Origin of the sequence: Roseomonas fluvialis, from assembly GCF_022846615.1 — a bacterium.
GTDB classification, from domain to species: Bacteria; Pseudomonadota; Alphaproteobacteria; order Acetobacterales; family Acetobacteraceae; genus Neoroseomonas; species Neoroseomonas fluvialis.
On the sequence record NZ_AP025637.1, the window covers coordinates 84,820 to 111,328 of the forward strand.

Consider the following 26,509-nt stretch of genomic DNA (forward strand, 5'->3'; position numbering starts at 1 on the left):
TCATGGTCAGCGCCTCCCGCCCCGTCCGCCGCCGCCATGCGCTGCACGACCGCCGCCGCCTCCGCTGCCATGGGCCGCGCGACCGCCGCCAACGCCGGCCGGGCGGGCGGCGGCGCGTTGCTGGGCCTGGGCACGGGCCGCGGGCTGGCCTTGGCGGCTTGCGGCACCGCGCTGTGCGGCGGCGCGTTCGCGCCCGCCATCGCCCACGCCCTGCAGGCCCTGAGGAGCCGGGCGTGTCGGCGCCGGGCGCGCCGCCTGCGGGCGGCCGCCGGCGTTGTGCTGGACGGCAGGGCGCTGCGCCGCGGCGCCCGGCGCGCGATCGGCCAGCGCCTGGCCTCCGCCGGGCCGGGTCGCCGGAAGCGTCCCCGCACCGGGCCGGTCACCGCCGGCGCCGGGACCACGATCGCCCAGGCTGGGCCGGTCGCCACCACCGGGACCACGATCGCCCAGGCCAGGTCGGTCGCCACCGCCGGGACCACGATCGCCCAGGCCGGGTCGGTCGCCACCACCGGGACCACGATCGCCCAGGCCGGGTCGGTCGCCACCACCGGGGCCGCGGTCGCCCAGCCCCGGCCGGTCGCCACCACCCGGGCCGCGATCGCCAAGGCCACCACCCGGTCCACGGTCGCCCGGTCCGGGCCGGTCACCCGCCCCCGGTCGATCCCCCGCGCCCGGCCGATTGCCGATGCCCTCGCCCCGCTGCGCCTGGTCCACGCGACCGCGGAACTGGTCCCGCGCCGCGGCGCGGTCGGCCCCCCCGGGGCGCGCTGCACCCACGCGGTTGCGTACGTCATCGTTCCGGTAGGCCACGCCTTGGCGGTGCGTGGTGTCGTGCCGCCAGGTGTTGCCGCTGATCTGGTTGCGGTTGACGTTGATGTTGTTGACCCGGTTCGCGTTGACGTTGATGTCGCCGCGGCCCCAGTTCGGGCTGCCCCATCCCCAGAGCGACCCCACGATGGCCGCCCCGCCCGCGAAGGCCATGCCGGTCAGCAGCGCGCTGCCCAGGCCCCAGCCGACCGGCGGCGGGAAGTAGGTGGGCGGGTAGCCGGCATGCGGCCAGGTGCCAAACACCACATTGGGGTCGTAGACCGGCACGAAGACCGTCTCGGGCTGCGCCGGGGCGATGGCGATGATCTGCGGCGGCGGCGCCACCGCTGCGCCGGCTGCCGGCGCCACCGTGACATTCTGCGTCACCGTCACGGTCTGCTGCGGGCCGGAGGCGAGCATGCCCGCCGCCTGGGCGCGGCCGCGCAGCACCTGGATGGCGTTCATCACGTCCTGCTGCTGGTCCAGCACCGCGTCGCCGACCTGCTGCGTCCACTCCAGCTGGTCGTTCATCATGCCGAGCACATCCGGGAAGGGCACCAGCGACTTCACCGAAGCATCCCAGGATTGCGCGTTCAGCGCCTGCACCAGCGCATCTCCGCGCAGCGCCGCATTCTGCCCCTGGGCGAGCCAGCGCTTCGCCTGCACGACCTCGAGCGGATAGGTCGCGGCCATCAGCACCTGCATCAGCAGGTCGTCGGGATAGAGCGCGATCGGCGCCAGGAGTTGTTCGAGTTGCGCCTGGGTCAGCCGGTCCTGCTGTCCCGTGGTGGCGACCGGCTGCGGTGCGGCCGCCGCCGCGGGCGGCGTGCCCTGGGCCTGCGCGCCCGGGGCCAGCGCCGCCACACCGCCGAAGGCGAGGCCGAGCAGCAGGGCTGCGGCCCGGCGTGCGTCGCCGCGCGTCGCCGGCGCGGCGGTGGCTTCGATGCGTGTCATGGCAGCGTATCCTGGCCCTTCCGCGTCATCCTGCGTCCGGGCCGGGCGAAGCGCAAACGGCGGCGCCCCGGCCGGGCCGGGCCGCGCGCCGGTCAGTTCGCGCTGTCGATCAGCGCGCCGGTGCTGCGCCCGCGCCCGGGTTCCAGCGTCTTGGCATAGAAGCGCCCGGCCACCGTCTGGCCCTTCACGCGCGCGTAATAGGGGTGCGTGCCCCAATGGACGTAGCCGAGGCTCTCGAACAGCGCGATGGCGGTGGCCTGCGTCTCGCGCACATCGAGGTTGATGACGCGGTGCCCCAGCGCGGCGGCGCGTTCCTCGAGCTTTTCGACCAGCAGGCGCGCCAGCCCGAAGCCGCGCGCATAGGGGGCGATGTAGGCGTGCGTCAGGGTGGCGGCGAAGGCCTGCGCCTCGTTATGGCGGGGCGGGCGCACCAGCAGGGCGGAGCCTACCGGGTGGCCATCCAGCCGCGCGACGAACAACTCGCGTTCCGGCACCAGAAGCACGCCGCGGAAATGGCGTTCCAGCGCGGCGCGGCCCTGGGGTTCCACCCAGCCGAAGCCGCCGCCCTCGATGATGGCGGCATCGGTCGCCTCCGCGAGGTCGGCCAGGTCGGCTTCCGACAGGCGCTCGGCACGTTCGACCGCAAGCGATCGGCCGGCATTCAGCAGGGCGGATGCGTTCACGGCTCCCACCGCAGGAAATTCGCCAGCATGCGCAACCCCACCGGTCCGCTTTTCTCGACGTGGAACTGCAGCCCGGCCAAGTTGCCGCGTGCAATGACCGCGGTCACGGGCCCGCCATAGTCGGTGGTGGCAATGGCATCCTCCGGGTCTTCGGTTTCATAGGCGTAGGAGTGCACGAAATAGACCTGGTCGCCGGGGCGGATGCCGTCCAGCACCGGGTGGAAGCCTTCCTCGAAGGACAGCGCGTTCCAGCCCATCTGGGGCAGGGGCAGGGGTGCGCCATCCGGCCCGTGCGGGTCCATCGGCGCGACCACGCCGGGAATCCAGCCCAGGCCCGGCGTCTCGCCATGCTCCAGGCCCTTGGTCGCCATCAATTGCATGCCGACGCAGATGCCCAGGAACGGCACGCCATGGCCGCGCACGCGCGCCTCCAGCGCATCGACCACGCCCGGCAACGCATCGAGGCCGCGCCGGCAGGCAGCGAAGGCGCCCTGACCCGGCAGCACGATACGGTCCGCGACCGCAAGGTCGGCCGCGGCGGTGACCACGCGCACCACCGCCTCGATCTCGTTGTCCTCGGCCGCCTTTTCGAAGGCGCGCACCACCGATGCCAGGTTGCCCGAGCCGGGATCCACCACCGCCACGCGCTGTGCCATGCCCGCCCCCGTCAGACCGCCGCGCGCGCCAGGTCGGGGCGGAAGGCAGCGAGGTTCAGGAAGGCCGCATCGGCATTCCGCGCCACCAGCACCGCCGCCGGCACGAAGCCGCGCAAGCCGAGCCACCACGATTGCAGGGAACGTGCCTCGAAGCCGATGAACAGTTGCAGTCCCGCGACCGCAAACGGCACGGCCGCACTCGGCAGCAGGGCTGCCAGCGCCAGCACGACGGCGGCATGCAGCAACGCCAGGGCGAACAGGCCGTTGGTCAGGAACCAGAGGGTCGGCACCAGAAGCGCGCCCCAGGAGAACCCGTCGCGCAGGATCACGGCCTTTGGCGCCCGCTGTCCGGCGGGGGGCCTGACCTGCACCGTCCAGACCCGCATGCTCAGGCCTCCAGGATGCCTTTGGTCGACGGGATCGCGCCGCCGGCCCGCGGATCGGGTTCGGTGGCCGCCCGGAGCGCCCGGGCCGCTGCCTTGAAGCACGCTTCCGCTACATGGTGGGCGTTGGTGCCGGCCTTCAAGGTCATGTGCAGGGTGATGCCGGCATTGAAGGTCAGGGCGCGGAAGAATTCCTCGAACAGCTCGGTGTCCATCTCGCCGACCTTGTCGCGGGCGAAGGGGACCGACCACGCGAGGAAGGGCCGGCCCGAAATGTCGATGGCGCATTCGGCCAAAGCCTCGTCCATCGGCAGCAGGGCGGCGCCGTAGCGGCGGATGCCGCGCTTGTCGCCCAGCGCCTTCTTGAGCGCCTGGCCGATCACGATGCCGACATCCTCGGCTGTGTGGTGGAAGTCGATATGCAGGTCGCCCTTCGCCACGACCGTCATGTCGATCAGCGAATGCCGCGCCAGCGCGGTCAGCATGTGGTCGAGGAAGCCGATGCCGGTCGCGATATCGGCCTGCCCGGTGCCATCGAGGTCGATGGCGACGCGGATCGCGGTCTCGGCGGTCTCGCGCGCAATCTCGGCGCGGCGCGGCGGGGTGGGGAAACCGTCCATGGGCGCTTGTTACGCCGCCCGGGGGGCGGGCCGCAACGCCCCAGCGTCAGGCCGCCCGGGCGAGGCCGTCCTCCGCCAGGATGGTGCGCAGCGCGGCCTGCGTTGCCGGGGTGGTGTCAGCGAACACCAGGCCGACCCGGTCGGGCTGCACGGCCGCCACGCGGACTGGCAGCACGGCGCTGCCGACCACCAGCGTGCCCTGCTGGCCCGGCCGCGCGCCGCCATCGGGCAGCGCCACGCCCGCGCCGCCCTCCGACAGGTCGAGCAGGTTGACCGAGACCGCGCCGCGCCCGGCGAGTTCCAGCCGTGCGGCGCGGCGCATCGGGCGCCGTTCGTGCTCGCGGCGGTCCACATCCTCGGTGCTGGTGCGCACGATGCGTACCAGCACGCCGCGCAGTTCGCTCACCGCGCCCTGCGCGTCCCCGGCGGCGGTGGCCATGGCGCTCGCGGCTTCGGCGCTGGCGGTGGTCTCGTGAGCCACGCCGGACATGCGTTCCTCGACGTCGCGCACCGCGGCGGCGGCGCCGGCCACCGCGCGGGCGATCTCGGCGGTGGCAGCGGTCTGCTGGTCCATGGCCGCGGCGATGCCGCCGGCGATGCCATCGAGCGCGCCGACCGATCGCGCGATGCCCTGCACCGCCTCCACCGCCTCGGTCGTGGCGGCGGTGATCAGCGCGATCTGCCGGGAGATGTCCTCGGTGCGGCGGGCGGTCTGGGTGGCCAGCGACTTCACCTCCCCGGCCACCACCGCGAAGCCCTTCCCGGCCTCGCCGGCGCGGGCGGCCTCGATGGTGGCGTTCAGTGCGAGCAGGTTGGTCTGGCCGGCGATGTCGGCGATCAGGCCGGCCACTTCGCCGATCCGCGCCACCGCCTCCTGCAGGCTCGTGATGGTGCGGGTGCCGTGGTCCACGCCGTCCACCGCGGTGCGCGCGGCGGCGGCGACGTCGGTGATGCGCCCGGCGATGTCGCGGATCGAGGCGGAGAGTTCATCGGTCGCGGCGGCGACGGTCTGGGTGGCGCCGAGCGCATCGCGCGCCGCCTCGGCGACCGACCCGCTTTCGGCGCGGATCCGGCCGGTGGCGGTCCCCACCTGCTCGGCGCTGCCGGCGACACTGGTCATCTGGGCGGCGACGCTGTCGACCGCGCTGCGGGTTTCCTCCTCGACACGCCGGGCCATGCCTTCGAGCGCGGTACGGCGGATGTCCTCGGCCTGGCGGGCGGCCTCGGCCTGGTCGGCACGCAGGCGGGCATTGTCCCGGGCGGCCTGTTTGAAAACCTCGACCGTGGCGGCCATGGCGCCGATCTCGTTGCGGCGGTCCGTGCCCGGCACGGCGATGTCGAGGTCCCCCTGCGCGAGGCGGCCCATGGCGCCTGTCAGGCGGGTGATCGGGGTGGTGACCTGCGCCAGGACGACCCAGGCGCCGGCGATCGCGGTGCCGACCGCGAGAGCCATCAGCCCGAGCAGGATCGCGACATTGGTGTCGAGACCATCGACGCCGGCGCGGATCTCGCGGTCGGCATGGGCGACCACGGCGTCGATGGTCGCGCCCACCGCTTCGCTGAACGGATCGATCGCGGCATAGAGGCGTTCGCGCACCAGCGCGTCCAGCGCGGCGGTATCGCGCGCCGCAATGATGCGCCGCAGGTCGGCGACCAACGCCTCGGCCGCGGCACGGCGGCGGGCGGCCTCGGCGAAGCCGGTCGCGGCGTCGCCGGCGAAGGGTACGGTCGACAGCGCGGACCAACTGCGGCCGATCACGCCGACGGCCTGTTCCAGCGCGGTGGAACCTTCCTGCCAGGTGAAGTTGCCGTTGCGGATCTTGTGGGAGGCATCGACCACCGACACCGCATAGGCGTCGGACAAGGCCTTGAGGTCCTGCAGCGGGCGGATGGTTTCGCCGCGGATGGCCTCCATGTGGCCGGCATCCTCGCGCATGGTCAGCCAGGCGAAGACGCTGGTCGCGGTGTTGGTGCCCACGATGACGACCAGCAGGCCGATCAGGAGGGGAGCAAGCTTGAGGCGCATGGCGGTTGGTGTTGTCCCGGGCTGCGAAATGCTGCGCGGCAATCGAGCACGCCGTTGCTTGACGAAGCGTAAGCATGGCTGACGCAGGCCCCCGGTTGAGTTGCGCGGCAACGGCGCCCACATACGCGCGGTCATGAACTCCCCACATCACGATCCCCTCGGGTGGCACGGCACCACCATTCTGTGCGTGCGCAAGGCGGGCCGCGTGGCCATGGCCGGCGACGGCCAGGTCTCGCTCGGCCAAACGGTGGTCAAGGGCAATGCGCGCAAGGTGCGCCGCATCGCCCAGGGCCGCGTGCTGGCCGGCTTCGCCGGTGCAACCGCCGATGCCTTCACCCTTCTCGAGCGGCTGGAGGCGAAGCTGGAACGCTTCCCCGACCAGCTGGAACGCGCCTGCGTCGACCTGGCCAAGGACTGGCGCACCGACCGCTATCTGCGGCGGCTGGAGGCGTTGCTGGCCGTGGCCGATGCGAAGCGGTCGCTGCTGGTGACCGGCCAGGGCGACGTGCTGGACCCCGAGGACGGGGTCATCGGCATCGGCTCCGGCGGCAACTACGCGCTGGCGGCGGCACGCGCGCTGCTGCCGCTGGACGGCATCGACGCGGAGGAAATCTGCCGGCGTTCGATGAAGATCGCCGCCGACATCTGCGTCTACACCAACGGCAACTTCGTGCTGGAAAGCCTGGAAGCCCAGGCGTGACCCCCACCCACCCTAACTGCCCTGCGGATCGCGCGCCTGCGCGATCCGGGAGCGCACCGAGCGACCGCGCCCCAACCAACATTCATCCCAGGCGCACCAGCGCCCGGCGCGAAGGCAAGCCGCACGGACGTGCGGCGCCCGCCGTCTGAGGGTCCAGAACAATGTCCGAATCCATCAACCTCTCTCCCCGCGAGATCGTCTCCGAACTCGACCGCCACATCGTCGGCCAGCAGGACGCCAAGCGCGCCGTGGCCATCGCGCTGCGCAACCGCTGGCGCCGCCAGCAACTGCCCGAGGGCATCCGCGAGGAGGTGGTGCCCAAGAACATCCTGATGATCGGCCCGACCGGCGTCGGCAAGACCGAGATCGCGCGCCGCCTGGCGAAGCTCGCCAACGCGCCTTTCCTGAAAGTCGAGGCCACCAAGTTCACCGAGGTCGGCTATGTCGGCCGCGACGTGGAATCGATCGTGCGCGACCTGGTCGAATCCGCCATCACCATGGCGCGCGAACAGGCGCGCCGCACCGTCCAGGCCAAGGCGGAGCTCGCGGCCGAGGAACGCCTGCTGACCGCGCTGGTGGGTGAAGGCGCGTCCGGCGAAACCCGCATGAAATTTCGCCGCCTGCTGCGCGAAGGCACGATGGAATCGCGCGAGGTCGAGGTGCAGGTGGCCGATGCCGGTGGCGGCATGCCGCTCGGCATGATCGACCTGCCGGGTGCGCAGGGCGCGCAGATGCAAAACATGCAGGAAATGCTCGGCAAGATGTTCGGCGGCCGCCAGAAGCCGCGCAAGATGACAGTGGCAGAAGCACGCATCGCGCTGACCAAGGAAGAAGCCGACAAGCTGCTCGACCAGGACGCCCTGGTGCGCGACGCGGTTCTGAACGCCGAGAACAACGGCATCGTGTTTCTGGATGAGATCGACAAGGTCTGCGCCCGCACCGGCGAGGGCGGCATGCGCGGCGGCGATGTGAGCCGCGAGGGCGTGCAGCGCGACCTGCTGCCGCTGATCGAGGGCACCACCGTCACCACCAAGCACGGCCCGGTGAAGACCGACCACATCTTGTTCATTGCCTCCGGCGCCTTCCATTTGGCGAAGCCGTCCGACCTGCTGCCGGAACTGCAGGGGCGCCTGCCGATCCGCGTGGAACTTGCCGCCCTGACGCGCGACGATTTCCGCCGCATCCTGACCGAGCCGGAGCATTCGCTGCTGAAGCAGTACACCGCGCTGCTCGGCACGGAGGGCGTCACGCTGGACTTCGCCGCGGATGCGGTGGACGCGCTGGCGGACCTGGCCGCCGAGATCAACGCCAGCGTGGAGAACATCGGCGCGCGGCGCCTGGCCACGGTGCTGGAACGGCTGCTGGAGGAAGTGTCCTTCACCGCCTCGGACCGCGGCGGGGAGGTGGTGCGGGTGGATGCCGAGATGGTGACGGGCCGCGTGGCGCCGCTGGCCGGCAGCGCGGATCTCTCGCGGTTCATCCTGTAGTCTGCATGCCGGGCGGCGCGTGCCGCCCGGCCGCGCCTTTCTACGCCGCCTTGCGCACCCCGCGCACCGCCTCGGCCAGCGCGCGCACCTGGTCGAGCACCTTGCGCACCGCATCCGGCTTCGCGCGGCCGTGTTCGTCCAGATTCGCCGCCAGCGTCTCGATCAGCGCGGAGGCCACCACCGCGCCATCGGCGATGGTCGCCGCCTCGGCCGCCTGTTCGGGCGTGCGCACGCCGAAGCCGATCGCGATTGGCAGGTTGGTATGCGCGCGTATGCGCGGGATGGCGGCGGCGAGTGCCTCGGCGGTGGCGCTGCGCGTGCCAGTGATGCCCGTGATGGCCACGTAGTAGACGAAGCCGGTGGTGGCCGAAAGCACGCGCGGCAGGCGTTCGTCGCCCGTGGTGGGCGCCACCAGCCGGATCAGGTCGAGGCCGTTCGCCTTCGCCGCGGGTTCGATCTCGTCGGCTTCCTCGGGCGGCACATCAACCACGATCAGGCCATCCACGCCGGATGCCGCGGCATCGCTGCAGAAGCGCTCCACGCCATAGGACAGGATGGGGTTGTAGTAGCCCATCAGGATGACCGGCGTGGCGTCGTCCTCGTGCCGGAAGTCGCGAACCATCGCGAGCGTGCCCGCCAGCGTGGCGCCGGCCCTCAGCCCGCGCTGCCCGGCGCGCTGGATGGTCGGGCCATCGGCCATCGGGTCGGTGAAGGGCACGCCGATCTCGATGAGGTCGGCGCCCGCGCCGGGGAAGCCGCGCAGGATCGCCATGGAGGTGGCGGGGTCGGGGTCATACGCCTCGAGGAAGGGAATGAGCGCGCCGCGCCCCTGGGCCTTCAGCGCGGCGAAGCGCGCGGAAATACGAGAAGACATGTGCTTGACCCTCAGACGGCGGGCGCCGGCCGTCCGGCCGGCTTGCCTTCGCGCCACGCAATGTTGCGCTGGCGGCGACGGGCGGGTTGGGCGCGGTCGCGCTTTGCGCTCCCGGCGCGCGCCCGCGCGCGCGCCGTTTCGGTGGAGGTGCCGTTCACATCGACACGCCCAGATGCTTCGCCACCGTGAAGATGTCCTTGTCGCCGCGGCCGCACATGTTCATCACGATCAGCGTCTCGGGCGGCAGCGTCGGCGCGAGCTGCATCACATGTGCCAGCGCATGCGCGGGTTCCAGCGCGGGGATGATGCCCTCGAGCCGCGAGCACAGCTGGAAGGCGTCCAGCGCCTCGGTATCCGTCGCGCTCACGTACTGCACGCGGCCGAGTTCGTGCAGCCAGGAATGCTCAGGCCCGATGCCCGGGTAATCAAGGCCCGCGCTGATCGAATGCGCCTCGAGGATCTGCCCGTACTCGTCCTGCAGCAGGTAGGTGCGGTTGCCGTGCAGCACGCCAGGCCGGCCCTTGGACAGCGACGCCGCATGCTGGTCGGTGTCGATGCCGTGGCCCGCCGCCTCGACCCCACGCATCGCCACCGAGGCATCGTCCAGGAACGGATAGAACAGCCCCATGGCGTTCGACCCGCCCCCGATCGCCGCGACCAGGATATCGGGCAGGCGGCCTTCGGCGGCCATCATCTGCTCGCGAGTTTCCTCGCCGATCACCGACTGGAAGTCGCGCACCATCATCGGATAGGGGTGCGGCCCCGCCACGGTGCCGATGCAGTAGTAGGTGTCGTGGACATTCGCGACCCAGTCGCGCAGGCCCTCGTTCATGGCATCCTTCAACGTGGCCGCGCCGGAGGTCACGGGCACGACTTCCGCGCCGAGCAGCTTCATGCGGAACACGTTGGGCTGCTGGCGCTCGACGTCGGTCGCACCCATGAAGACCGTGCAGGGCAGGTCCATCAGGGCGCAGGCGGTGGCTGTGGCCACGCCATGCTGGCCGGCCCCGGTCTCGGCGATGATGCGGGTCTTGCCCATCTTCTTGGCGAGCAGGATCTGGCCGAGCACCGCGTTGATCTTGTGCGCGCCGGTGTGGTTCAGCTCGTCGCGCTTGAAATACACCTTGGCGCCGCCGAGGTGCTTCGTGAGGCGCTCCGCGTACCACAGCGGCGATGGACGGCCGACGTAGTGCGTCAGCAGCCGGCGCCATTCCGCCATGAAGGACGGGTCGCGCTTCGCTTCGTCATAGGCGCGCTCCACCTCGAGTATGAGGGGCATCAGCGTCTCGGCCACGAAGCGGCCGCCGAACTGGCCGAAGCGGCCGCGGGCATCGGGGCCCTGGCGGAAGGTGTTGGGCAGGGGCTTGTTCAAGGTGCTCTCTCGGACGTCCCGTAAGGCCGGACGTTTAGCTGATCGTCTGCGCGCGGGCCATAGCCGCCGGCACGACGCGGATCATCCATCGCCGGGCTGGATACCGTCGTAGCCTTCGACGATTGTCAGGTCGACCACCGACCGCCCCTGCCGCAGTGCCAGCGCCTGCGCGTATTCCTCCGACCGGTAGCAGGCGAGCGCATCGGCGTAGGACGGGAATTCGATCACCACGGCACGCGCGCGGGTGTGGCCCTCGGGCGTTTCGCTGGCGCCGCCGCGGATCAGGAAGCGGGCACCATACTTGCGGAATGCCGTGGCGTTCGCCGCGACATAGGCCTTGTAGCCCTCCGGATCCGTCACGTCGCCGAAGTCGACCCAATACCCCTTGGCCATTGGCGCTATCCCTTCGCGACGTCCCGGCGGTTATCGCACCCGCACATCGATGACGTTCGTCTTCATGAAGCCCGAAACCTCGCCAACCGCACGTCCCCGGAACGCCGCATCGCCCTGCGTCTCGGTGCCCAGCGTCCGGCAGGCCGCGCGCGACCGCGCATAGGCCGCCACCGTCGCCTCGTTCGCCCCGATGCGGAACACCGAGACGCCGCTGATGCCCGAGGCCCGTTCCCGCCACAGCCCATCCGGCCCCTGCTGCCAGACGCAGCGTGTGATGTTCTCCCCGTTCGGGTCGGCGCGCACCGGGCCGGGCGGGTCGTCGAAGCCGTGCCGGGCATTGGTGTAGGTGTTGATGGTGACGTTGCCGCTGGCCGCGCGCAGGTAGGAGGCCAAGTCGTCGCAGGCGGGTTTGCCGGTGCGGTTGTCACGGCTGCCCACCAGGATCAGAAGCGGGCGGCGCGCCGTGTCGCGGTTGCCCAGGCGGTAGGAACAATCCGGCGCGACCGCGGCAAACGCCAGGAAGCGTGCCCCATCGGCCGGGCGCCCCTGCAGGATCGCGGTATGCGCGGCCAGGATCGCCCCGCCACCCCCGCCTTCCCCGAAGCCGACCAGCCCGGCGCGCCGGCGGTCGATGCGCGGGTGCTGCACCACCGCATCCAGCGCGCCATAGGCATCCAGCGCGAAATCCAGCGTGGTGAAGAAGGCGCGATCCGCCGGCGGGCGCGTGGGGTCGATGCTGCGGGAGGTGTAGTGGTCCAGCACCACCACCGCCGCGCCCATGCCCTTCAGTGCGTTCACGTAGTCGGTCAGATGCGGGTCGCGCTTGCCGCGGATGTCGTGCGAGAGAATCACCACCGGCACGCGCCCTGTGCCCTCGGGCAGCCAGAGTTCGGCGCCCATCGGCTGCCCGCCCGCACCGGTATAGACCAGCGGATCGGGGCGCGGCCCGCTCGAACAGGCGGCGGCGATCAGCACCAGGAGCAGCGGCAGCAGGCGGCGCATCGGGTGTTTCCTCCGTCGGGGGTGCCATGTTCCGCCGGGCGCGCCCGGCGCGCAATGATCGGCTTGCGCGGGCGCGCAATGCGGGTCCCGCACGCCAAGCCGGCGCGCGCCGATGCCCGCCCAAGCCAACGCGGTCAACCGGGATGGCAGGCGCCGGGGCAGCCGCCGGATGCGCCTGGTGGCGCGGCCCAGGTCGGCGCGCGCCGATTCGCCTGCGCGTCAGCCCCGCGCTGCGGTGATGAAGGCGCGGATCAGCGCCGGGTCCTTCACGCCGCGCGCGCGCTCCACACCCGAGGACACGTCCACCCCAGGCGCCCCGGCGGTGCGGATGGCCTCCGCCACATTCGCTGCGGTCAGCCCGCCCGCCAGCAGCCAGGGCTTCGGGATGACGCGCCCTGCCAGCAGACGCCATTCGAAGGGCGCCGCGTTGCCGCCGGGCAGCGCCGCGCCGGGCGGCGGCTTCGCGTCGAACAGGAACCAGTCCACCACCGGGGCGAAGGCATCCACCGCCGCGAAATCCTCCGCCACGCCGATGCCCAGCGCCTTCATCACCGGCAGGCCGAAGCGCGCCCGCAGCGCGGCGGCGCGTTCGGGCGTCTCGGCACCCTGCAATTGCAGGATATCGAGCGGCACCGCCGCCAGCACCGCCGCGATGGCATCGTCCGTTGCATCGACGAACAACCCGACGCGCCGCGGCCCGCCGGGGTGCGAGGCCGCCAGCGCCGCGGCCTCCGCGGGCGTGAGGTAGCGCGGCGAGGGTGGGAAGAAATTGAAGCCGACGTAGTCCGCACCGGCCTCGGCCGCAGCGGCGAGGGCTTCGGGATCGCGGATGCCGCAGATCTTCACTTCGGTGGGCATGCGCTCAGCCCAACCCGGCGGCGATGGCGGCGGCGGCGGCGGCGGGGTCGGGCGCGCCGGTGATCGGGCGGCCCACCACGATCCAGTCCGCGCCCGCCGCCACGGCCTCGGCCGGCGTCGCGACGCGCGCCTGGTCGCCCGCCGCGCTGCCGGCGGGGCGCACGCCCGGCACCACCAGGGCCGGACCGGGGCCGAGTTCAGCGCGCAGCAGCGCGGCCTCGTGCGGGCTGCACACCAGGCCGTCGGCGCCGGCGGTGATCGCCATGCGGGCCAGGCGCAGCACCTGTTGCGCGGGGGCATCGGCAATGCCGGTCGCGGCCAGGGCGGCGGCATCCATGCTGGTCAGCACCGTCACCGCCAGCAGCAGCGGACGGTCCGCGCCGGCCGTCTCCGCCTGCTCACGCGCCGCGGCGATCATCGCCGGCCCGCCGCCGGCATGCAGCGTGACCATGGCCGGGCGCAGCGGCAGCAGGGAGCGCAGCGCACCCGCCACCGTGTTCGGAATGTCGTGCAGCTTTACGTCCAGGAAGACCGGCGCATGGCGCGCGATGGCCGCGACAGCCGGCGCGCCCGCCGCGCAGAACAGTTCGAGCCCCACCTTCAGCACGCCGCAGCGCCCGGCCAGCGCCGCAGCGAGCGCCTCGGCTCGCGCCAGGTCGCCGGTGTCCAGCGCCGGGATGATGCGCGCCGCGCCGCCCGCGTTCCCCCCCTGGGGCTTGCCTATCATGTCAGGCCGACCCCGCCAGGCGGTCCGCCGCCGCTGATTTCTCCAGCGCGTGCAGTCGGTCGATCTCCCGCTGCAGGGCCGCCGCGCGGCGCTGGGCCGACCAGCCCCGCTTGCGGGCCGGCAGGTCCGACAGCCAGACGATGCCCGCCCCCAGCAGGAAGGCGATCGCGGCCGGCAGCAGCACCGCGACCGCCAGCGGCGCCGCCCAGGCGACATCGAAGGGCCAGAGCCGCATCTCGACCACGTTGCGGTTGGACAGCGCGAACAGCGCGACGAGCACCGCGAGCGGCAGGAAGACCAGCCAGCGCATTCAGGCCGGCACGCGCGCCGCGGCGCGCACCGGCGCGGCGGCGGGCTTGTTGATGCGTTCGCGCAATTCCTTGCCCGGCTTGAAGTACGGCACCGATTTGGCGGAGACCTCCACCGCCTCCCCCGTGCGGGGATTGCGGCCGGTGCGCGGGTCGCGCGCCTTGGTGGAAAAGGCGCCGAAACCGCGCAGTTCCACCCGGTCGCCGCGGGCCAGTGCCTCGGTGATCTCGTCGAAGATGGTGGTGACGATCAACTCCACGTCGGGCTGGCGCAGATGGGGATTGGCGCCGGCAAGGTGCGCGATGAGCTCGGACTTCGTCATGCCTTGCCTTCCCTCGATGTGGCGACCGCGCCACCGCAGCTTTGCTGCGCTGTTCTCGATTTCAGCGCGAAGGCTGCCAAAGGGCGCGGGGGGCGTCAACGCCAAGCCATTCCGACAAAAGGATTTTCATGAAGCCTTCGGTGGCCGAGGACAGCAGGCGTTCGGCGGTGCTGCGGACGTTGACGTCGCGGATCGGCAGGCTGTCGGGCACTTGGCGTTCGGCGGCGAGCCAGGCGCGGGCTTCGCGTTCGCCGCCGATGGCGTCCACCAGGCCCGCCTCGACCGCCTGGCGCCCGGTGAAGACGCGGCCATCGGCCAGTACCCGCGCGCGGGCGGGGTCCATGCGACGCCCGGCGGCGACCATGGAGACGAATTGCGCGTGCAGGTCCTCGACCACGCGGTCGAGCGCCGCGCGGCCTTCGTCGGTCAGCGGGCGGAACAGGCTCGGCTGGTCCTTGAGCGGGCCGGAGGTGATGGCGGTTGCCTGCACGCCGATGCGGCCCAGCAACTCGGCCATGTTGAAGGTTTGCAGCAGGACGCCGATCGACCCCGTCACCGTGGCATCGCGCGCAAGGACGCGATGCGCCGGAAGGGCTGCCATGTAGCCGGCCGAGGCCGCGGTCGCGCCCATCACGGCCACCACCGGCTTGCGTTCGGCGATGCGCGCGAGGGCGCCGTGCAGCGCCTCCCCGCCCGCCACGGTGCCGCCGGGGCTGTCGATCGCGACCAGCACGGCGCGCACGGAATCATCCGTGGCGGCGCGGTCGAGCGCCTGCATCAGGCGGCGGTCCTCGGCGATGAAGCCGTTGACGGGCAGGCGCAGGACATGGGCTCCACCGGCCAGCATGGTCGAGGGTTCGCGAATGCCGGCAACAAGCGCCAGCGCGCCGAACAGCGCAAAGATCGCGAGCGCGCGCCAGAGCGTGAGGCGACGGCGCAGGCGGCGGCGGTCGGCGAGGAGGTCGGCGTCGAGGGACATGAGGGTTCAATGGCGATGCGGGTGCGGCGAGGCAAGGGCGCCTGGGCTGCGCACTCGAAGTTGTCCCGGTCGAGGGGCGGTCGCCCCCCGGGTGGGAGAGCCCGAGAGGGCAACGCCCTCTCGGAAACGCAAAACCCCCGGGGCATCGCTGCCCCGGGGGTCCCGCACCGTCACGCCTGTGCGGCGTAGCGGGTCTTATTCCTCGCCGGCCATCTCGCGGCGGCGGCGGATGGCGGCACCCAGGATGTCGCCGAGAGACGCGCCGGAGTCGGCCGAGCCGAATTCCTTCATCGCCTCCTTCTCCTCCTCGATCTCCTTGCCCTTGATCGTCAGGGCCAGGCGGCGCGCGGCGCGGTCCACCGCGGTCACGCGGGCATCCACCTTCTCGCCGATCGCGAACTTGTCCGGCCGCTGGTCGGCGCGGTCGCGGGCGAGTTCGGCGCGGCGGATGAAGCCGGTCAGCACCTCGTCGACCTTCACCTCGATGCCGTTGGTCTCGACCTTGGTCACCACGCAGGTGACGATGTCGCCCTTGCGGACGCGGTCGAGCACTTCGGCGGCCGGGTCGGCCTCGAGCTGCTTGATGCCGAGCGAGATGCGCTCCTTCTCGACATCGACGTCGAGCACCTTGGCCTTGACCACCTGGCCCTTGGTGTAGCGCTGCATCGCCGCTTCGCCGGCCTCGTCCCAGGACAGGTCGGACATGTGGACCATGCCGTCCACGTCCGGGCCCACGCCGATGAACAGGCCGAACTCGGTGATGTTGCGGATCTCGCCCTCGATGATGTTGCCGGGCGGGTGGGCCTCCAGGAACAGCTCCCAGGGGTTGCCCTGCGCCTGCTTGAGGCCCAGCGAGATGCGGCGCTTGGGTTCATCCACATCGAGGATCATCACGTCCACCTGCTCGGAGGTCGCGACGATCTTGCCCGGATGGACGTTCTTCTTGGTCCAGGACATCTCGCTGACGTGCACGAGGCCCTCGACGCCCGGCTCCAGCTCCACGAAGGCGCCGTAGTCGGTGATGTTGGTGACGCGGCCGGCGAACTTCGCGTTGACCGGGTACTTCAGCGCCACGCCATCCCACGGGTCGGACATCAGCTGCTTCATGCCGAGGCTGATGCGCTGCGTCTCGGAGTTGAAGCGGATGACCTGCACCTTCACCGGCTGGCCGATGGTCAGGGCTTCGGACGGATGGTTGATGCGGCGCCACGCGATGTCGGTGACGTGCAGCAGGCCGTCGACGCCGCCCAGGTCCACGAAGGCGCCGTAGTCGGTGATGTTCTTCACCACGCCGTCCAGGATCATGCCTTCCTTGAGGCCCTGGATCAGCTCGCTGCGCTGCTCGGCGCGCGTCTCCTCCAGCACCGCACGGCGCGACACCACGATGTTCCCGCGGGCGCGGTCCATCTTGAGGATCTGGAAGGGCTGCGGCGAGCCCATCAGCGGGCCGACATCGCGCACGGGGCGGATGTCCACCTGCGAACCGGGCAGGAACGCGACCGCGCCGCCGAGGTCGACGGTGAAGCCGCCCTTCACGCGGCCGAAGATCACGCCGTTCACGCGCACCTGGGCGGTGAAGGACTTCTCCAGGTTGGTCCAGGCTTCTTCGCGCCGGGCCTTCTCGCGCGAGAGCACGATGGAGCCGTCGCGGTCTTCGTAGCGCTCGACGAACAGCTCGATCAGGTCGCCGGGCTTCACCTCAGGCTTCATGCCGGGGGCGGCGAATTCCTTGAGGGGCACGCGCCCCTCGCTCTTCAGGCCGACATCGACGACGGCAACGTCGTCATCCACGCGGATGACCTTGCCGGTGACGACCGATCCGGCAAATCCGGTGTCGGCGCCAAGCGTTTCGTCGAGAAGGGCGGCGAAATCCTCGCTACCCACGCGGTCGGCGGTGATGGTGGCCATGCAGTGCTGTGCTTTCCGGTATCGACCCGCCGGCGGAGCGGCGGGAGATGCGGCTTGCGCGCCCGCCGCAGGGGCAGGAACGGCTTGGCCCGGCGCGCCGTCAGCGGCGTTCGACCTGGACCCGATGGGTGGGCGCGTGACGGTTCGCCCGGTTCCGGTCCCGGTCGACGCCGGGGCAGTGATTTCCATGGCTGTGGAAAACACGCGGTGCGCTTAGGCGCAGCGGCCCGCAGAGTCAAGGAAGAGTCGAGGCTCACCTGCATCCCGGCCCGGACGCCGGCGGCCGCAGCGCCTCTATCGGCGTGCCGCGCGGGCGCCGGGCTGCCAGGCCCCGAGCCCCATCGCGGCACCAAACGCCAGGATCCAGAACCCGGCGCCAACCGGCCAGGACGCCTTCAGCACCGCGCTCGCGGACCCGCCGATATACAGGGCCAGCACCATCAGGACGTCAAAACCGGTCAACGGGCGGTCCTTCAGGACATACCGGAACCCGAGCCCCAGCAGGAACAGCGCGACCACCGTGGCGCCCCCGACGACCCACCCGTCCGGCTCGCCGGCCGTTCGCCCACTGCGTTCGACCCACGCGACATAGGCACCGCCCAGTACCAGCGGGGTCACCTTCAAGACCACGAACATCAAGACGCTGGGAATCCAGCGGATCTGGGGCATTGATTCGTCCGGCGCCGCGCAGCCCATGATGCCGATGCCCGTCGGCGGCGAGCAACACGGCAATCGCTACATGCGGTCCGTCGCCGCGCCTTGCAATCGACGTCGGGCGCGCCCCTGCAGCCAGGCCACCGCCAGCAGCAACAGGACCGACAGCCCCACCAGCATCGTCGCCGCCGCCGCGGTGGTCAGGCTGATGCTGTCGTTCAGCCCCGCGAACATCTGCCGCGGCAATGTCCGTTGCGCCGGCCCGGCGATGAACAGCGCCACCACCACCTCATCCAGCGAGGTCGCGAAGGCGAACACCGCGCCCGCTGCCACGCCGGGCGCAATCTGGGGCAGGCAGATGCGCAGGAAGGCGCGCACCGGCCCCGCCCCGCAGGCCGCAGCCGCGCGCAGTTGCACGGGGTCGAATCCCTCCAGCGAGGCGAGCACCGTCACGACCACGAAAGGCACGCCCAGCGCCGCATGCGCCACGATCAGCCCGGCATGGGTCGCGACCAGCCCGATCGGCCCGAAGGCCAGCAGCAGCGCAACCGCCACCACGATCACCGGCACCACCATCGGCGCCAGCACCACCCCCATCGCCAGTGCGCGCGCCGCGCCGCGCATCCGCCACAGCCCGAAGGCCGCCGGCACGCCCAGCAGCGTGGCCAGGCCCGCCGCTGCACCCCCGATCAGCAGTGAATTCCACAAGGCCGGCAGCCAGAAGTCGGAACCGAAGAAGTCCCGGTACCAGCGCAGCGAAACCCCTGGCAGCGGATAGAACAGGAAGGACCCGGCCGAGAAGGACAGCGGCAGGATCGCCAGGATCGGCGCCAGCAGGAACGCTGCAACCAGCAGCCCCGCCACGCAGGTCACCCAGCGCGCCATCACGCGGTTCCCGGCCGGCGGAACCCCGCCAGGCGCCCGTACAGCGCGACGCATACCCCGACCGCCAGCAGCAGCAGCAGCGACAGCGCCGCCGCCAGCCCCCAGTTCACGCTGCGCGTCGCATAGAACCCCACGAACCAGGCCATCATCTGGTCGCTGGGCCCGCCCAGCAGCGCGGGCGTCACGTAGAACCCCAGCGCCTGGATGAAGACCAGGATGCACCCCGCCGCGATCCCCGGCAGGCACAATGGCAGGATCACCCGCCGGAACACCCGCCAGGGCGTGGCGCCGAGCGACGCCGCCGCGCGCGGCAAGGCGGGGTCCAGCCCGCGGAACGCCGCCACCAGCGGCAGCACCATGAAGGGCAGCAGGATGTGCACCATCGCCAGCACCACGGCGAAGCGGTTCATCATCAGCGGCAGCGGCCCGATCCCGAAGGCGCCCAGCGCCGCATTCACCACCCCCTCGCGCTGGAGCAGCACCATCCACGCCGCCGTGCGTACCACCAGGGAGATCCAGAAGGGCAGCATCACCGCTCCCAGCAGCAGCGTCGCCGCCCAGCCGCGCGTGGTCGCGACCAGCCAGGCCAGCGGCCAGCCCAGCGCCAGGCAGGCGGCCGTCACCAGCAGCGAAATCCACAGGCTGCGCAGCAGCACCTGGCCGAATACCCGCTGGTCCGGCGGCACCGCCCGCACCGCGCCCTCCGCGTCGCGACGCAGGTCGACCGCGGCCAGCACATGGAAGGCCGAGAGCGGCCCGCCCGCGCGGCGGATCGCGCCCCAGGTCTCGGGGTCGCCCCATTCCTCGCTGATGGCGAGGACCGCGGCGCGGGCCGGCCCGTCGAAGGGTGCCTCGATGCGCCGCGCGGTCATCGGCAGCAGGCCGCGGAAGCCCGGCCGGTCGGCATTCAGCCGCGCCGCGGCGCGGGCGATGCCCCCGGCCCCGGCCGCGCGTTCACGGGCCCGGGCCTCGCGCAGGTCGTCGACCAAGGCGGCGAAGGCGGCGTCATCCGGGGCGGCACGCCCGTCCCACCCAGCCAGCGCCGCGACGGTCCGCGGCAGCACCGGCGCGACCTCGGCATCGGTCACACCGCGCCACAGGAAGGCCCCGATCGGGGCGACGAAGGACAGCAGCAGGAAGGTCAGCAGCGGCGTGACCAGCAGCGCCGCCGACAGGCGCGGCGCTCGGGTCATGCGGCGCCCCGGCCGGGTCGGCGCGACGGCGGCGCGCTGCGGCGATGATGTCGGCGGATGGCGGCAATCCCCTTTCGGCCCGGCTGCGAAGGAACGACGCCCGGCCCACCCCGCGCAAGGGTGCGCTCACGCCCAATCCGGATACGGTTTCTCGCGACGCGCGCCCGCCGGCGGGGATAGGCTGCGCCGAACGGGCGCGCTGCGCGATGCCCGGCGCAGGGAAAAGGACGACGATATGCAGATGCGACTTCCCGGCCTCGCGATGCTGGCGGCCCTGCTGGCAGGCCCCGCGGCGGCACAGACACCGGTGACGGTCGAGGGCCTCGATCGCGGCCTGGTGAACATGGGGCTGATGGCCGGCCACGCCTTTCAGTGCCTGCCCGAGGCCGACCGGCCGGCGGCGCAGCAGGCGCTCCTCGCGTTCAACAGTATCCTGATCGCGCAGATGGGGGCGAATGCTGCGTTCCGCTTCTCCTCCTCCTTCGGCGCGGGGTCCTCGCACGACGTGGACCGGCAGTTCTGCGAGCGCAGCCTGGCCGACTGGCGCAAGCTCCTCCAGGACCACAACCTCAATCGCTGAGCGAAGGAGACCCCGATGATGCGCAGGATCCTGCCGGTCTTCGTCCTTGCCGCCGTGGCCGGGCTGCCAGCCAGCGCCGCCCCGCCTGAGCCCGCGCGCGGGTTGCGCGCCGCGCTGCTGGCCACATCCCCTGGCGCGCAGCTGGTCTGGTGGCATGCCGGCGGCGTCACGCCGGGCGGCGAGCGCTGGCATGCGGGCGGCACGGGCGGCGGTTATCGCTGGGGCGGTGCCTACCACGTCGGTGGCTACCATCCGCCGGCCTACTACCATGGCTATGGCGCCGTCCATTACGGCGGGTTCTACCGGCCGCCGGTGGCGGTGACGCCCTGGGTCCACCCGGTCGGGACCTTCGCGGCCGGTGCCATGGTCGGCGCCGCGGCGGCATCGGGGGCCGCGGCCACCGCCGCGCAATACGGCCAGCCACCCACCGTGGTGAACAACTACTACTACAACAACCCCGGCTGACCGGCGCGCATCGCGTCAGCGCTGGCGGGCCGGCGAGCCGAACTCGATCATGCCGTACAGGAACGCGGTCGACAGCCCGAACAGGATCAGCCCGTTCAGCGCCTGCAACGCCCCCAGCAACTGCCAGTGGGGCGCCAGGAAATCCGTGATGTGGCCATAGGCCGTCATGGCGTTGAGCGAATAGAGCATCGCGATGCGCGGCGATGGCAGCGCATCGAGCGCCACATATGCGAAGGCCCACACGACCGCCTGCAGGACATGGAGGATCGTGATCAGGAGCACCGCGGTGCCGGTCGCCGCGGCGAAGCGCATCAGGTGCTCACCGCGGCTCGGTGGCCGTCGCGTGAAAAACCGGGCGAAGCCGGACCGGATCATGACCAGGCCGAGCACGTGAACGACAACGGATGTCACGATGAGCGGCACGCCCCAGATCCAGGAACTCGCCCAGGTGCCGACATCCGTGATCGTGTTCATGTCGACGGCGCGTTCGCGCCGGCGTCGCGCGCGGCGCTCAGCGCGACACCCAGGTGTTGAACCGCTGGGTCAGCCGGTCGAGGTTGTCGAGCCAGAAGCGATCGCTGATCTGCAGCGCCGTTGCGATATTGGCGGGCGCCGTGGGCAGCTGAGCCAGCACCGCAGGCGGCAGCAGGTCGTTGGCGCCGACCGCGGTCACGCCATAGGGGATGCGCGGCGGCAGCCCGGCCTGCACCGCCGGCTGGCCAGCGAACTTCAGGAACTCCAGCGCGCGCGCCCGGTTCGGGCTGCCCTTCATGATCACCCAGGAATCCAGGGTGAACAGGTTGTTGGTCCAGACGATCGCGAAGTCGCGCCCATCCGCCGCATTGGCGGCCGAAATCCGCCCGTTGTAGGCGACCGTCATGGTCACTTCCCCGGCGGCGAGCCACTGCGGCGGCTGCGCGCCGCGCTCGAACCAGGCGATGTCGGCCTTGATCGAATCGAGCCTGCGGAAGGCGCGGTCCACCCCCGCCGGCGTGCCGAGCACGGCATAGACCTGCGCGGGGGCCACGCCGTCGGCCATCAGCGCCATCTCGAGCGTGGTCTTGGGGCCGCGGCGCATGCCTCGCTTGCCGGGGAACTTCGCCGTGTCAAAGAAATCCGCCCAGCCGGTCGGCCCCTGCGCCAGGCGCGCGCGGTCATAGGCCATGATGAAGGAATACAGGATGGCGCCGACGCCGAATTCGCTGACCGCCTCGGGGATATAGGCGTCGCGCCCGCCGATCGCGGCCCAGTCGAGCGGGTCGAACAGGCCTTCCTCGGCGCCGATCAGCAGTTCCTCGGATTCCACCTGCACCACGTCCCAGGTATTGGCGCCGGAGGCGATGCGCGACCGCAGCACGCCGATGCCGCCATCCCAGGTTTCCTCGAGCATGCGGATGCGCATCTGCTGCTGGAAGGGGCGGAAGAAGACCTCGCGCTGCGCATCCTGGTAGGCGCCGCCCCAGGAGACGACCGTCAGGTCGCGGCCCTGCGCGCGGGCAGCGTCCGGCAGCACGGCTGCGGCGGGCAGCGCGGTGGCGGCCAGCGCGCCCTTCAGGATGGTGCGGCGGAACATGACGGCGTCTCCCTCTCTCGCGCCGTCACGGTAGACCACAATCGCGCAGGGCTGAATCGCGCAGGGGCGATTTCCTGCCCCGGAGGGCCGATTTTTTCGGCCGCGGCGCCGGCTGGTGGTCAGCCTGGCGGCTGGAAGGCGAAGGCCGCGCCCTCCGGCCAGGCGACCGCCGCCGGCCCACCCGGTTCGGGCAGGGCGCCGATCCCGGCCGGACGCTTGGCCAGGATCTCCCCGCCATCCCCCAGCGACAGCCTGAGCCGGACATGGTCGCCGAGGAAGATCGCCTCGGTCAGCACCGCCGGCAGCGCGCCCTCGCCAAGGTCGGATGCGGTCACGCCCGCCACCGCCACGCGTTCGGGGCGGATCGCGACCAGGCAGCGCCCGCCCACCGGCCCGCAATCGACCGCCTGCGCCTCGACCACCGGCCCGCAATCGAGCCGCACGCGCACATCGTCGTCCTCGCGCGCTTCCACCACGCCGGGCAGCAGGTTGTTCTCGCCCACGAAGCCGGCCACGAAGGCATCGGCCGGGCGGTCGTACAGCCTGCGAGGGTCGGCGAGTTGGCGCACGCGCCCATCCTGGAATACCGCGATACGGTCCGACAGCGTCAGCGCCTCGGCCTGGTCGTGCGTGACGTACATCATGGTCACGCCCAGCCGCTGGTGGATGTGCCGGATCTCGAGCTGCATTTCCTCGCGCAGCGCCTTGTCCAGCGCGCCCAGCGGTTCGTCGAGCAACACGATCGGCGGTTCGAAAACCAGCGCGCGTGCCAGCGCGACGCGCTGCTGCTGGCCGCCCGAGAGCTGTGCCGGCCGGCGCTCCCCGAACCCGGCCAGGCGCACGGTGTCCAGCGCCTTCGCCACGCGCTTGCCCTGGTCGTGCTTCGACATGCCGCGCACGGACAAGGGAAAGGCCACGTTCTCCGTCACGCTCATGTGCGGGAACAGCGCGTAGGACTGGAACACCACGCCGATGCCGCGCCGGTGCGCCGGCAGGCGGGCGATGTCGCGGCCCTCGAGCAGGATGCGCCCCGCGCTCGGCAGCTCGAAGCCGGCCAGCATCATCAGCGTCGTGGTCTTGCCCGACCCGGACGGGCCCAGCAGTGTGAGCAACTCCCCGCGCGCGATCTCGAGGTCGAGCGACTGCACGGCCGCCGGGCCGCCGCCGCCGTAGGTCTTCCGCACGCCCTCGAAGCGCACCAGGGTTTCGCTCATCCAGCATACCTCCGGTCCGGGGGGTGCGCTTGTCAATGTGGCGCGCCGGCGGCTACCCCGTCCCGCACGCTGCGGATGACCCCGCCCCGAACGCTCCGCTTGACCCCGCCCCGAACGCTGCGCATGGCGCCGCCCCGAACGCCGCGCAGGAGGAAACGCCCGATGTCCGAGACCGCCGAACCCAGCCTGATCGCACGCCGCGAAGGGATCGCCGGCACGCTGTTGATGAACCGGCCCAGGGCGCTCAATGCGCTCGACCTGCCGATGATCCGTGCCTTCGCCGCCGCCATCGCGGACTGGCGCGACGACGCCGCGGTGCGCCTGGTGGTGCTGGAAGGGGCCGGGGGGCGCGCCTTCTGCGCCGGCGGCGACGTGCGGGCGGTGCGCGCCGCGGCCATCGCCGGGGACCGCGCCGCGGTCGAGGCCTTCTTCTCCGAGGAATACGCCGTCAACACCGGGATCGCGACCTTCCCCAAGCCCTGGGTCAGCCTGATCGACGGCGTGTGCATGGGGGGTGGCATCGGTGTGGCCGTCCACAACGGCCCGCGCGTGGTGACCGAGCACGCGCTGGTGGCGATGCCCGAGACCGCCATCGCGCTGTTCCCCGATGTCGGCACGTCCTATGTGCTGCCGCGCCTGCCGGGGGCGATCGGCACCTGGCTGGCGCTGACCGGGGCGCGGCTGACCGGGGCGGATTCGGTACATGCCGGGCTCGCCACGCATTTCGTGCCGCGGGCCAAGCTGGCCGATCTGCGCGCCGCGCTGGTCGCGGAGGGTGCCGAGGTCGTCGCCGGCTTTGCCGAGGCGCCGCTCGAGGCTTCGTTCGCCGCGCATCGCGCCGCTATCGACCGCTGCTTCGGGCAAGGCAGCGTCGCCGCCATCCTGGCCGCGCTGGATGCCGAGGGCACCGAATGGGCCGCCGCCCAGGCCGCCATCCTGCGGCGGATGTCGCCGACCTCTCTCTGCGTCTCGCTGGAGTTGCTGCAGCGCGGTGCGGCACAGGACCTGGCCGGCTGCCTGGCGACCGAGCTGGCGCTGACCCGCGTCGTGGTGAACGACCACCCGGACTTCGCCGAGGGCGTGCGGTCGGTGCTGGTGGACAAGGACGGGGCACCGAAGTGGCAGCCGGCCAGCATCGAGGATGTGGACCCGACGGCGATTGCCGCGATGTTCAGATAAGGCGCGCCCCCCCATCGTTGTTCGGCCGTCGGGGACGGACGCCCAGGGTCGGTCCCCGGGCCTGAAAACCGCGGCGTTCTCTCGCCCGGCCTGTAACACGCCTTGCGCATGCCGCGCCCCAACCCGACAATCATCGGATGGCCGCGCCGCTCCCCCTGTCCGACAGTTCCGACCCGACCTTCGCAGAATTGCTGGCGTTGCGCCCGCATCTGTCCCTGCACGCCATGGACGGGCTGGTCATGGAGGAGGTGCCGCTGGCGCGCATCGCGGCCGAGGTCGGCACCCCCGCCTGGGTCTATTCCGCGGGTGCGCTGCGTCGCCGCGCGCGTGCGCTGAAGGATGCGCTGTCCGGTGCGGGGCTGGATGCGACCATCCACTTCGCCATGAAGTGTAACGACAACCTGTCGGTGCTGCGTGTCCTCGCCGCCGAGGGCCTCGGCGCCGACGTGGTCAGCGAGGGCGAGCTCCGCATCGCTCGCGCCGCCGGCATCCCGGCCAGCGCCATCGTCTTCTCCGGCGTCGGCAAGACCGTGTCCGAGATCACCCACGCCATCGAGCAGGACATCTTCCAGATCAACGCCGAGAGCGCGGAGGAGATCGACATGATCTCCGCCATCGCCGCAGGCCTCGGCCGCACGGCGCGCGTGGCGCTGCGCGTGAACCCGGACGTGGATGCCAAGACCCACGCCAAGATCACCACCGGCAAAAGCGAGAACAAGTTCGGCGTTGCGATCTCGGACGCGGTGGCGATCTACGCCCGAATGGCGGCGCTGCCGGGGATCGAGCCGATCGGCATCGCGACCCATATCGGCAGCCAGATCACCGCCGGCATGTCGGCGTATCGCGCCGCCTATGCGCGCCTGGCCGAGACCATCCGCGAATTGCGCGCCCGCGGCCTGCCGGTGCAGCGCGTGGATTGCGGCGGCGGCCTCGGCATTCCGTATCGCGACGAACCCGCTCCGAGCCCCGAGGCGCTGGCCGGTGCGATCAAGGCGACGCTGGGGGATCTCGGCCTGCCGGTCATGCTGGAACCCGGGCGCTGGATCGCCGGGCCGGCGGGCGTTCTGCTGGCATCGGTCGTGCTGCAGAAGCAGGGCGCGGCGCACCGGTTCGTGGTGGTGGATGCGGCGATGAACGACCTGGTGCGCCCCGCCATGTACGAGGCCTGGCACGGCATCGTCCCGGTCGGTGCCGCGCGCGCCGCATCGCCGCTTTCGGCGGCCGAGGTGGTCGGCCCGGTCTGCGAGACCGGTGACACCTTCGCCCGCGGCCGGATGCTACCGGTTCTCGCGCAGGGCGACGCGGTCGCGTTCCTGGATGCGGGCGCCTATGGCGCGGTGATGTCGTCGACCTACAACGCACGGCCGCTGGCACCGGAGGTGCTGGTGGACGGTGCGCGCTACGCCGTGGTGCGCGAACGCCAGACTCATGACGCCCTGCTGCACGGCCAACGCGTGCCGGAGTGGCTGGCGCCATGACGGCTCGCGCATCCGATGACCGGAGGGCACAGGCGCCGCAGACGCCGGGCACCGCCAGCTCGCATCGGATGCGCCATCGCCTGTGCGCATCGGACCGCCTGACGGCGGCGCCGACCAGAGCCATCGCGGTGGTTCCCGATCGGTGCGACTCCGTTCACCTCGGGGTCCGGCCTGCGAAGGCCGCCCCGTCGCGCCGGGCGCGCCGCGGATCGCAGCCGCGCCGCCATC

Annotated in this window: 28 protein-coding genes; 6 read left to right on the forward strand and 22 right to left on the reverse strand. The window is 71.8% G+C overall.

Annotated features, from left to right (window positions below):
* Positions 1–6 precede the first annotated feature (6 nt).
* The 6 genes from MWM08_RS00405 to MWM08_RS26380 all read right to left on the reverse strand — a co-directional run bounded on the left by MWM08_RS00405 (position 7) and on the right by MWM08_RS26380 (position 6,264).
* On the reverse strand, positions 7–1,761 hold the full coding sequence (locus MWM08_RS00405; RefSeq protein WP_244457499.1) for a DUF3300 domain-containing protein: 1,755 nt from the start codon (positions 1,759–1,761) through the stop codon (positions 7–9).
* Between the two features lie 92 nt (positions 1,762–1,853).
* Entirely contained in the window at positions 1,854–2,444 is a 591-nt protein-coding gene (locus tag MWM08_RS00410) for a GNAT family N-acetyltransferase (protein WP_244457500.1), read from the reverse strand.
* Positions 2,441–3,100 carry an imidazole glycerol phosphate synthase subunit HisH gene (hisH, locus tag MWM08_RS00415; protein ID WP_244457501.1) on the reverse strand — a complete coding sequence of 220 codons (660 nt, stop codon included), beginning with the start codon at positions 3,098–3,100 and terminating at the stop codon, positions 2,441–2,443. Before hisH ends, MWM08_RS00410 begins: the two co-directional genes overlap by 4 nt.
* An 11-nt stretch (positions 3,101–3,111) precedes the next feature.
* Positions 3,112–3,486 (reverse strand): DUF2628 domain-containing protein, encoded by a 375-nt coding sequence (locus MWM08_RS00420; protein ID WP_244457502.1) that lies wholly within the window; start codon positions 3,484–3,486, stop codon positions 3,112–3,114.
* A gap of 2 nt (positions 3,487–3,488) precedes the next feature.
* Positions 3,489–4,103, reverse strand: a complete 615-nt coding sequence (gene hisB / locus MWM08_RS00425; RefSeq protein ID WP_244457503.1) for an imidazoleglycerol-phosphate dehydratase HisB — start codon at positions 4,101–4,103, stop codon at positions 3,489–3,491.
* 46 nt (positions 4,104–4,149) lie between these two features.
* Positions 4,150–6,264, reverse strand: a complete 2,115-nt coding sequence (locus tag MWM08_RS26380; RefSeq protein WP_279323223.1) for a methyl-accepting chemotaxis protein — start codon at positions 6,262–6,264, stop codon at positions 4,150–4,152.
* Between MWM08_RS26380 and hslV the strand changes: the two genes are divergently transcribed.
* Together hslV and hslU are read left to right on the forward strand one after the other, a co-directional pair.
* On the forward strand, positions 6,263–6,829 hold the full coding sequence (hslV, locus tag MWM08_RS00440; RefSeq protein ID WP_244457504.1) for an ATP-dependent protease subunit HslV: 567 nt from the start codon (positions 6,263–6,265) through the stop codon (positions 6,827–6,829). The genes MWM08_RS26380 and hslV overlap by 2 nt on opposite strands.
* A gap of 161 nt (positions 6,830–6,990) precedes the next feature.
* Entirely contained in the window at positions 6,991–8,316 is a 1,326-nt protein-coding gene (hslU, locus tag MWM08_RS00445; RefSeq protein WP_244457505.1) for an ATP-dependent protease ATPase subunit HslU, read from the forward strand.
* Positions 8,317–8,356: 40 nt separating this feature from the next.
* On the opposite strand, the gene trpA is transcribed toward hslU, so the two are convergent.
* The 13 genes from trpA to MWM08_RS00510 form a co-directional block, all read right to left on the reverse strand.
* On the reverse strand, positions 8,357–9,190 hold the full coding sequence (gene trpA / locus MWM08_RS00450) for a tryptophan synthase subunit alpha (protein WP_244457506.1): 834 nt from the start codon (positions 9,188–9,190) through the stop codon (positions 8,357–8,359).
* Between the two features lie 154 nt (positions 9,191–9,344).
* Positions 9,345–10,562, reverse strand: coding sequence for a tryptophan synthase subunit beta (gene trpB, locus MWM08_RS00455; protein WP_244457507.1), 1,218 nt, complete (start codon positions 10,560–10,562; stop codon positions 9,345–9,347).
* 81 nt (positions 10,563–10,643) lie between these two features.
* Positions 10,644–10,955: a DUF1330 domain-containing protein gene (locus MWM08_RS00460; protein WP_244457508.1), complete on the reverse strand. Its 312-nt coding sequence runs from the start codon at positions 10,953–10,955 to the stop codon at positions 10,644–10,646.
* A gap of 30 nt (positions 10,956–10,985) precedes the next feature.
* A complete protein-coding gene (locus tag MWM08_RS00465) occupies positions 10,986–11,957 on the reverse strand; it encodes a dienelactone hydrolase family protein (protein WP_244457509.1) in 972 nt (323 codons plus the stop codon).
* 219 nt (positions 11,958–12,176) lie between these two features.
* The gene (locus tag MWM08_RS00470) at positions 12,177–12,815 is read right to left on the reverse strand and encodes a phosphoribosylanthranilate isomerase (protein ID WP_244457510.1); all 639 of its coding nucleotides are present in this window, start codon (positions 12,813–12,815) and stop codon (positions 12,177–12,179) included.
* Positions 12,816–12,819: 4 nt separating this feature from the next.
* Positions 12,820–13,542, reverse strand: coding sequence for an orotidine-5'-phosphate decarboxylase (gene pyrF, locus MWM08_RS00475; protein WP_244457511.1), 723 nt, complete (start codon positions 13,540–13,542; stop codon positions 12,820–12,822).
* Position 13,543: 1 nt separating this feature from the next.
* Positions 13,544–13,852, reverse strand: a complete 309-nt coding sequence (locus tag MWM08_RS00480; protein WP_244457512.1) for a LapA family protein — start codon at positions 13,850–13,852, stop codon at positions 13,544–13,546.
* Positions 13,853–14,173, reverse strand: a complete 321-nt coding sequence (ihfB, locus tag MWM08_RS00485; protein ID WP_198372753.1) for an integration host factor subunit beta — start codon at positions 14,171–14,173, stop codon at positions 13,853–13,855. It abuts the gene before it with no gap.
* Positions 14,174–14,234: 61 nt separating this feature from the next.
* The gene (gene sppA, locus MWM08_RS00490; protein ID WP_244457513.1) at positions 14,235–15,152 is read right to left on the reverse strand and encodes a signal peptide peptidase SppA; all 918 of its coding nucleotides are present in this window, start codon (positions 15,150–15,152) and stop codon (positions 14,235–14,237) included.
* 195 nt (positions 15,153–15,347) lie between these two features.
* Positions 15,348–17,060: a 30S ribosomal protein S1 gene (gene rpsA, locus MWM08_RS00495; RefSeq protein WP_244457514.1), complete on the reverse strand. Its 1,713-nt coding sequence runs from the start codon at positions 17,058–17,060 to the stop codon at positions 15,348–15,350.
* Between the two features lie 294 nt (positions 17,061–17,354).
* Positions 17,355–17,729, reverse strand: a complete 375-nt coding sequence (locus MWM08_RS00500) for a hypothetical protein (protein WP_244457515.1) — start codon at positions 17,727–17,729, stop codon at positions 17,355–17,357.
* A 66-nt stretch (positions 17,730–17,795) separates the two neighbouring features.
* Positions 17,796–18,599 carry an ABC transporter permease gene (locus MWM08_RS00505; RefSeq protein ID WP_244457516.1) on the reverse strand — a complete coding sequence of 268 codons (804 nt, stop codon included), beginning with the start codon at positions 18,597–18,599 and terminating at the stop codon, positions 17,796–17,798.
* Entirely contained in the window at positions 18,599–19,792 is a 1,194-nt protein-coding gene (locus MWM08_RS00510) for an ABC transporter permease (protein WP_244457517.1), read from the reverse strand. The genes MWM08_RS00505 and MWM08_RS00510 overlap by 1 nt, the downstream gene beginning before the upstream one ends.
* Before the next feature lie 241 nt (positions 19,793–20,033).
* On the opposite strand from MWM08_RS00510, the gene MWM08_RS00515 reads away from it, so the two are divergent.
* Positions 20,034–20,372: a hypothetical protein gene (locus tag MWM08_RS00515; protein WP_244457518.1), complete on the forward strand. Its 339-nt coding sequence runs from the start codon at positions 20,034–20,036 to the stop codon at positions 20,370–20,372.
* Between the two features lie 15 nt (positions 20,373–20,387).
* On the forward strand, positions 20,388–20,837 hold the full coding sequence (locus MWM08_RS00520; RefSeq protein WP_244457519.1) for a hypothetical protein: 450 nt from the start codon (positions 20,388–20,390) through the stop codon (positions 20,835–20,837).
* A 15-nt stretch (positions 20,838–20,852) separates the two neighbouring features.
* Here MWM08_RS00520 and MWM08_RS00525 read toward each other — a convergent pair whose 3' ends face one another.
* The 3 genes from MWM08_RS00525 to MWM08_RS00535 all read right to left on the reverse strand — a co-directional run bounded on the left by MWM08_RS00525 (position 20,853) and on the right by MWM08_RS00535 (position 23,624).
* The gene (locus MWM08_RS00525; RefSeq protein ID WP_244457520.1) at positions 20,853–21,311 is read right to left on the reverse strand and encodes a hypothetical protein; all 459 of its coding nucleotides are present in this window, start codon (positions 21,309–21,311) and stop codon (positions 20,853–20,855) included.
* A gap of 37 nt (positions 21,312–21,348) precedes the next feature.
* Positions 21,349–22,410 (reverse strand): ABC transporter substrate-binding protein, encoded by a 1,062-nt coding sequence (locus MWM08_RS00530; protein ID WP_244457521.1) that lies wholly within the window; start codon positions 22,408–22,410, stop codon positions 21,349–21,351.
* Between the two features lie 119 nt (positions 22,411–22,529).
* Entirely contained in the window at positions 22,530–23,624 is a 1,095-nt protein-coding gene (locus MWM08_RS00535) for an ABC transporter ATP-binding protein (RefSeq protein WP_244457522.1), read from the reverse strand.
* Positions 23,625–23,786: 162 nt separating this feature from the next.
* On the opposite strand from MWM08_RS00535, the gene MWM08_RS00540 reads away from it, so the two are divergent.
* Both MWM08_RS00540 and lysA read left to right on the forward strand, forming a co-directional pair.
* On the forward strand, positions 23,787–24,803 hold the full coding sequence (locus MWM08_RS00540; RefSeq protein ID WP_244457523.1) for an enoyl-CoA hydratase/isomerase family protein: 1,017 nt from the start codon (positions 23,787–23,789) through the stop codon (positions 24,801–24,803).
* A 137-nt stretch (positions 24,804–24,940) separates the two neighbouring features.
* Positions 24,941–26,281: a diaminopimelate decarboxylase gene (gene lysA / locus MWM08_RS00545; protein ID WP_244457524.1), complete on the forward strand. Its 1,341-nt coding sequence runs from the start codon at positions 24,941–24,943 to the stop codon at positions 26,279–26,281.
* The last annotated feature ends 228 nt before the right edge of the window (positions 26,282–26,509 follow it).

Coding starts and splice junctions, on each gene's coding strand:
- MWM08_RS00420 (WP_244457502.1), bottom strand. CDS start 3,486: ATGCGGGTCTGGACGGTGCAGGTCAGGCCCCCCGCCGGACAGCGGGCG.
- hisH (WP_244457501.1), bottom strand. CDS start 3,100: ATGGCACAGCGCGTGGCGGTGGTGGATCCCGGCTCGGGCAACCTGGCA.
- lysA (WP_244457524.1), top strand. CDS start 24,941: ATGGCCGCGCCGCTCCCCCTGTCCGACAGTTCCGACCCGACCTTCGCA.
- MWM08_RS00500 (WP_244457515.1), bottom strand. CDS start 17,729: ATGCCCCAGATCCGCTGGATTCCCAGCGTCTTGATGTTCGTGGTCTTG.
- MWM08_RS00405 (WP_244457499.1), bottom strand. CDS start 1,761: ATGACACGCATCGAAGCCACCGCCGCGCCGGCGACGCGCGGCGACGCA.
- MWM08_RS00540 (WP_244457523.1), top strand. CDS start 23,787: ATGTCCGAGACCGCCGAACCCAGCCTGATCGCACGCCGCGAAGGGATC.
- MWM08_RS00505 (WP_244457516.1), bottom strand. CDS start 18,599: ATGGCGCGCTGGGTGACCTGCGTGGCGGGGCTGCTGGTTGCAGCGTTC.
- MWM08_RS00480 (WP_244457512.1), bottom strand. CDS start 13,852: ATGCGCTGGCTGGTCTTCCTGCCGCTCGCGGTGCTCGTCGCGCTGTTC.
- MWM08_RS00515 (WP_244457518.1), top strand. CDS start 20,034: ATGCGACTTCCCGGCCTCGCGATGCTGGCGGCCCTGCTGGCAGGCCCC.
- MWM08_RS00465 (WP_244457509.1), bottom strand. CDS start 11,957: ATGCGCCGCCTGCTGCCGCTGCTCCTGGTGCTGATCGCCGCCGCCTGT.
- rpsA (WP_244457514.1), bottom strand. CDS start 17,060: ATGGCCACCATCACCGCCGACCGCGTGGGTAGCGAGGATTTCGCCGCC.
- MWM08_RS00460 (WP_244457508.1), bottom strand. CDS start 10,955: ATGGCCAAGGGGTATTGGGTCGACTTCGGCGACGTGACGGATCCGGAG.
- pyrF (WP_244457511.1), bottom strand. CDS start 13,542: ATGATAGGCAAGCCCCAGGGGGGGAACGCGGGCGGCGCGGCGCGCATC.
- hisB (WP_244457503.1), bottom strand. CDS start 4,103: ATGGACGGTTTCCCCACCCCGCCGCGCCGCGCCGAGATTGCGCGCGAG.
- MWM08_RS00520 (WP_244457519.1), top strand. CDS start 20,388: ATGATGCGCAGGATCCTGCCGGTCTTCGTCCTTGCCGCCGTGGCCGGG.
- MWM08_RS26380 (WP_279323223.1), bottom strand. CDS start 6,264: ATGACCGCGCGTATGTGGGCGCCGTTGCCGCGCAACTCAACCGGGGGC.
- trpA (WP_244457506.1), bottom strand. CDS start 9,190: ATGTCTTCTCGTATTTCCGCGCGCTTCGCCGCGCTGAAGGCCCAGGGG.
- hslV (WP_244457504.1), top strand. CDS start 6,263: ATGAACTCCCCACATCACGATCCCCTCGGGTGGCACGGCACCACCATT.
- sppA (WP_244457513.1), bottom strand. CDS start 15,152: ATGTCCCTCGACGCCGACCTCCTCGCCGACCGCCGCCGCCTGCGCCGT.
- hslU (WP_244457505.1), top strand. CDS start 6,991: ATGTCCGAATCCATCAACCTCTCTCCCCGCGAGATCGTCTCCGAACTC.
- MWM08_RS00530 (WP_244457521.1), bottom strand. CDS start 22,410: ATGTTCCGCCGCACCATCCTGAAGGGCGCGCTGGCCGCCACCGCGCTG.
- MWM08_RS00510 (WP_244457517.1), bottom strand. CDS start 19,792: ATGACCCGAGCGCCGCGCCTGTCGGCGGCGCTGCTGGTCACGCCGCTG.
- MWM08_RS00535 (WP_244457522.1), bottom strand. CDS start 23,624: ATGAGCGAAACCCTGGTGCGCTTCGAGGGCGTGCGGAAGACCTACGGC.
- ihfB (WP_198372753.1), bottom strand. CDS start 14,173: ATGACGAAGTCCGAGCTCATCGCGCACCTTGCCGGCGCCAATCCCCAT.
- MWM08_RS00525 (WP_244457520.1), bottom strand. CDS start 21,311: ATGAACACGATCACGGATGTCGGCACCTGGGCGAGTTCCTGGATCTGG.
- MWM08_RS00470 (WP_244457510.1), bottom strand. CDS start 12,815: ATGCCCACCGAAGTGAAGATCTGCGGCATCCGCGATCCCGAAGCCCTC.